The 5,171-nt window shown below is 74.4% G+C and carries 4 protein-coding genes; all 4 read right to left on the reverse strand.

Going from position 1 to position 5,171, the window contains the following annotated elements; translation table 11 throughout:
* On the reverse strand, window positions 1–1,484 hold a 1,484-nt coding region (locus tag ACRDP3_RS09355; protein ID WP_431516397.1), incomplete at its 3' end, for a lipid II flippase MurJ.
* On the reverse strand, window positions 1,481–2,800 hold the full coding sequence (locus tag ACRDP3_RS09360; RefSeq protein WP_431516400.1) for an O-antigen ligase family protein: 1,320 nt from the start codon (window positions 2,798–2,800) through the stop codon (window positions 1,481–1,483). The genes ACRDP3_RS09360 and ACRDP3_RS09355, both read right to left, overlap by 4 nt.
* A 140-nt stretch (window positions 2,801–2,940) precedes the next feature.
* Window positions 2,941–4,497 carry a sugar transferase gene (locus tag ACRDP3_RS09365; RefSeq protein WP_431516398.1) on the reverse strand — a complete coding sequence of 519 codons (1,557 nt, stop codon included), beginning with the start codon at window positions 4,495–4,497 and terminating at the stop codon, window positions 2,941–2,943.
* Window positions 4,494–5,171 (reverse strand): glycosyltransferase family 4 protein (locus tag ACRDP3_RS09370; RefSeq protein ID WP_431516399.1); only part of this gene is annotated, 678 nt, incomplete at its 5' end. The genes ACRDP3_RS09370 and ACRDP3_RS09365, both read right to left, overlap by 4 nt.

Consider the following 5,171-nt stretch of genomic DNA (forward strand, 5'->3'; position numbering starts at 1 on the left):
GCCAGCAGCAGCCGGACCAGCCCGGCCGCCACCCGGCGGACGTCGATGGCGACCACGCGGGCGCCGAGCCCGCGCATCAGCAGCAGCGCCGCGGCGACGATGCCCAGCGCGTTGGCCGCCGCGATGCCGTGCACCCCCCACCAGCGCACCGCGATCGCCCCCGCGACCACGGTGACGGCCAGGCCGAAGCCCATCGCGGCGGCCGGATACCAGGTGGGCCGGGCGCCGGAGAAGAACGGCCGCACCAGGGCGCCGACCATGCTGTGGCCCAGCAGCCCGCAGCTGTAGACCCGCATCACCGAGGCCGTGTCGGCGGTGTCGCGGGCGTCGAACGCGCCGCGCTCGAAGAGGAGCTGAATGATCTGCGGGGCGCAGGCCATGACGTACGCGGCACCCAGCAGCACCACGATCCCGACCAGTGCCAGATCCCGCTCCACCCGGCGGCGTGCCCGCTCGGTGTCGCCGTCGGCCATGGCGCGGGCGACGACGGGGAAGGTGACGGTGCACACCATGAGGGAGAGCACCATGGGCAACTGCGCGACCTTCTGCGCGTAGTTCAGGTGCGAGATGGCCCCCGCGGGCAGCGAGGAGGCCAGATAGCGCTCGTAGAAGACCTGTGCCTGCCGGCTCAGGGCGAACGTCACCACCGGCGCCAGCAGCCCGAAGCCCAGCAGCGCGACGCGGGATGTCGGGGCGGCCCGGGTCGCCCGGGCCGCCCGGCCCGCCAGGCGGGTCGTGCGGGAAGTCAGCCGGGCGACGAAGGAGGGGAGCTGGACGAGCACCATCAGCAGCCCGCCCACGGCCACACCCACCGCCGCCGCCCGCACTCCCCACGCGGCGTGCCCGGCGAACATGACCGCGATGATCGCCACGTTGTAGGCGACGTAGATCGCGGCGGGGGCGACGAAGCGGCCGTGTGCGCGCAGGGCGGCGCTGAAGTAGCCGGCGAGGCCGAAGCTCGCCACCGTCAGCGAGGTCAGCCGCATGCAGTCGACGGCCGTCTTCGCGTCCGGCAGACCCGGTGCCAGCACCCCTACCAGGAACGGCGCCGTCAGCGCGACCATGGCCGTCGCGGCGACGAGGCCGAGCGCCAGGCGTGGCAGCGTGGCCGTCACCACGCCCCACACCGGGTCGGGTTCGTCCGGAAGACCGGTCTCGCCCGCGGCGGACCTGGCCGCTCTGCGGGACAGCGCGAGGCTGAAGGCGGGGACCAGGATCAGCGCCATGGCGTCTTCGATGAGCAGCGTCGAGGCCAGTTCCGGGATGGTCCAGGCCACGAGGAAGGCGTCGGTGTCGGCGTCGGCGCCGAAGAGCCGGGCGATGGCCTGGTCGCGCAGCAGGCCGAAGAACGAACCGGCGGCGGTGAGCGCGGCGGTGACGACCGCCGCCCGTGCCAGGAACCGCCCCAGCCCCGGGGAGTCGCCGCCTTTCCCGGTGGTCGGCGGTGCGCCCTGGGCGGGGCGGGTGGCGTGCGTTTCGGTCATCGGGGCGATGCCTCATCGGCCGCGTTGCCGGCGGGGGTCAGTGCCCACCACGCGACCAGCCCGAGGACGATGGCGGTCAGTACGGTCGAGGGTCCGCCGATGTCGGCGTAGACGAAGTCGACCAACTGCCAGACGAGCAGCCCGACGGCGGCCAGCCCGCAGCCCGCGACCCCGCCGGTGCCGGCGGCGCGGGCCGCCTGCCGCGTCTCGTACAGCCGGCGCAGGCCGCACACGAGCAGGGCGGCCCAGCTGCCCACGACGGCGGTGACGCCGATCAGGCCCTGCTCGCTGAGGATGAGCAGATACATGCTGTGCGGGGAGAGCAGCGGCTGCCGCTGGAAGTCGGTTCCCGGTCCCTCGGTGTCGCTGCCCGAGGACAGGCCCAGCGGGGCGTGTCCGTCGCGCTGGGCGGGGAAGTTCTTGATGCCGGCGCCCGCCACGGGGGCGTCGCGCCAGATGCCGGTGGCGGCGGACCAGAGGCTGTAGCGGTCGGTCACCGACCGGTCGGGGGTGCTGGAGACGTCGCTGATGCTGGTGAGGCGCTTCCCGATCATCGCCGAACCGGCACCGAAGCCGCCGACCGCCACCACCGCGGCGGCGGCCAGCACGGCGAGCACCAGCACGGCGCGCCGCAACCCGGCCAGCAGCAGCACCACCGTGCACGCCACCGCTGTGGCGATCCAGGTGCCCCGGCTGTAGGAGAGGGCCAGCGGTGCCACCAGCGCGGCGGCGCAGCAGAGCGCCGCCACGCGCAGCCGGCGGGGGCAGTCCTTGGGGGCGGCGAGGCCCAGTGCGAGGGCGGCCACCAGCCCGTAGGCCACCACCGTCGACATCCCCATGATGTCCAGCGCGCCGAAGGTGCCCACGGCCCTGATGGGCTGCCCCATGTACGAGGCGCCGGTGCCGGTCAGGCTCTGTACGACGCCGAGCGCCCCCTGGAGCAGGGAGACCAGCCCCAGGGTTCCGCACAGCAGCCGGAAGTCCCGTGCGTCACGCAGCAGCAGCATCACGGCGGCGGGAACCACCACGAAGATCTGCATGTACCGGACGAAGCCGGGAAGGCTCGCCGCCGGGTCGCTGGAGGCGGCGGTGGCCGCGGCGAACGCCAGGGCGGGCGCGCCCAGCACCACGGCGGCCGTCGGCGTCAGCATCCGGCCACGCCGGGGCCGGTGGCGGTCGCGCAGCAGCCGCAGGACGCACCAGACCACCAGCACCGCCGAGGCCCCGTCGGCCGCGGTGACCGGGCCCGAGCCGGTGACCTGACTCGTCGGGCCGGGGAGGCAGAGCACGAGCACCGTGAGCAGCACGGGCGCCATCGGCAGCCAGCGCGTCCAGCGAGTCAGGTGCGTCCGGGGTGCCCGGTGCGGCCACCGTCCACGGGGCGTGCGCTCCGGCCGCCGCCACCCGTCGTCCAGCGGCGGGCGCCGGCTCTCCGGCAGTACGGCCGTCAAGGCGCTCACCGTCCCTCGAGGCGGAAGAAGGAGGTGACGGTGCGGCACATGATCCGTACGTCCTGCCACAGCGACCACGTCTCGATGTAGTGGTTGTCGAAGCGCGCCCGGTCCTCGATGGAGGTGTTGCCGCGCAGCCCGTGCACTTGCGCGAGGCCGGTGATGCCGACCGGGCCCCGGTGCCGTTCGGAGTAGCCGGGCAGCTCCCGGCTGAACTGCTGTACGAAGTAGGGGCGTTCCGGGCGGGGGCCGACCAGGCTCATGTCGCCGCGCACGACGTTCCACAGCTGTGGGAGTTCGTCCAGCGAGCTGCGGCGCATCACCCTGCCGACCCTGCTCATCCGGTCGTCGCCGGCGACGCTCCACCGCGTCGCCGATTCCCGTTCGTCGGCGGGCCTCAGCGTGCGGAACTTCAGCAGCGTGAACGGCCGTCCGCCCAGCCCGATCCGTTCCTGACGGAAGATGACGCCCGGCCCGTCGGAGAGGCGTACCAGCAGCGCGCAGGCCGCCAGTACCGGCAGCGCGGCGATCAGTGCCGGCACCACCAGGACGAGGTCCAGCAGCCGCTTGCGCCAGCTCCTCCCGGCCGGCGGGCACTCCAGGGGGAGGCGCCGGCAGGAGAAGCCCCACACATGGGCCGGGCCCCTGTGGTGTGTCCCGTGGGCACCCACGGCGCAGCCGGGCCGGATGAGCCATCCCGTCACACCGCGCTCGCTCAGCAGGCCGGCCAGCACGGCGTCCTGCCGTCGCTCCCAGGGCGAGCGCAGGAAGATCACGTTCCGGACGGTGTTCTGGATGACCGCACGGGTCACGTCCTCCAGCACGACGATGACCGGCAGCGGCGCCGTGCCTGCCACGCCGTCGGCGCCCACGACGTCGCCGGCACCCGCCGCGTCGTCCGGGGGCCCGAGTTCGACGAAGCCGACCGGCCGCAGCCCGTACTGGGGACGCTCGGCGAGCACCGTGGCGACCGTGCGGGCCAGCTCTCCACCGCCGACGATGAGTACGGAACGCGGGTGCCGCCGTGCGTGCCGGCGCAGGCCGCCGTGCACGAGAGCCCGCGCCGTGCCCGCGAGTGCGACGTGGGCGGCGACCACCGCCAGCAGCGCGGTCCAGCTCAGCGCGGCAGGCCGGTCGAAGGCCGCGAGGAGGGCGGCGGCCAGGCACCAGACGACAGCGGTACGGGCGCCGAGTACGGGCAGCTCCTCCATCGCGTGCGCCTCGAGACCGGGCCGGTACAGGCCGGCCCGCGCGTTCAGCGCCAGGGCTCCGCACACGACCGGCACCAGCAGGAGCGGGTCCGCGTCGAGGCCGCGGAGCGCGAACACGACGGCCATGGCCGTCAGTACGTCCGCGACCGCGAGCGGCACCGCACCGCGGTGCCGCAGCAGCCGGTGCCGGCGGTTCGGCACACCCCTCACGGGCGGCGCGGTGCTGCGCGCGTGCGACTGCGGCGAGGGCACGGTGACGCCCGCCTCCGCACCGGGCGCCGGGGCGTCGCGGTGCTCTCGCGTCACGACCTGAGCGGCGTGGGACCTCTCGTCCATGTCGTCCGTCGTCATGGCGCGGTCCGCTCCGTGCCGGGAGCCGCCGGAGCGCCGAGCAGTTCGCGGTACAGGCCCAGTACGGACGCCGCCGTGCGCCGTACGTCGAAGTCGGCGTGTACGTGCTTGCGTGCCGCCGCGCCCAGGAAGACCCGCAGGTCCGGGTCGCGCATCAGTCGCGTGACGGCCGCCGCCAGCGCGTCCGGATCGTCCGGCGGCACCAGGCAGACGTCCTCATGTCCGATCGGCAGGCATTCGCGGGCACCGCCCACATCGGTGAGGACGACCGGCCGCCCGCAGGCCATGGCCTCCAGGGGCGTCAGCGCCATGCCTTCCCAGCGGGACGGCTGTACGGCCAGATCCGCCGCGGCGTACCACCGGTTCACCTCGTCGGAGGCCCCCGCGAACAACACCCGGTCCGGCGGTTCTTCCGTCAGTTGCCGCCGGTCCGGTCCGTCGCCGACGAGTACGAGCCACGCGCCGGGGAGGCGGGCGGCGATCCGGGGCCAGGCGCTCAGCAGCGTGCGCTGCCCCTTCTGCGGGCACAGCCGTCCCACGCACACCACAAGGGGGGCGTCGGCCGGCATCCTCTCGAGCATGGGCAGCGACGCGCGTGACGCCGCCGGCGACGCCGTGTGACTGTCGGCTTCTCCACTCCATGCCGAGCCGCTCAGATCGACACCGTTGTGTAC

The organism is Streptomyces sp. (assembly GCF_050698815.1).
Classification (GTDB): domain Bacteria; phylum Actinomycetota; class Actinomycetes; order Streptomycetales; family Streptomycetaceae; genus Streptomyces.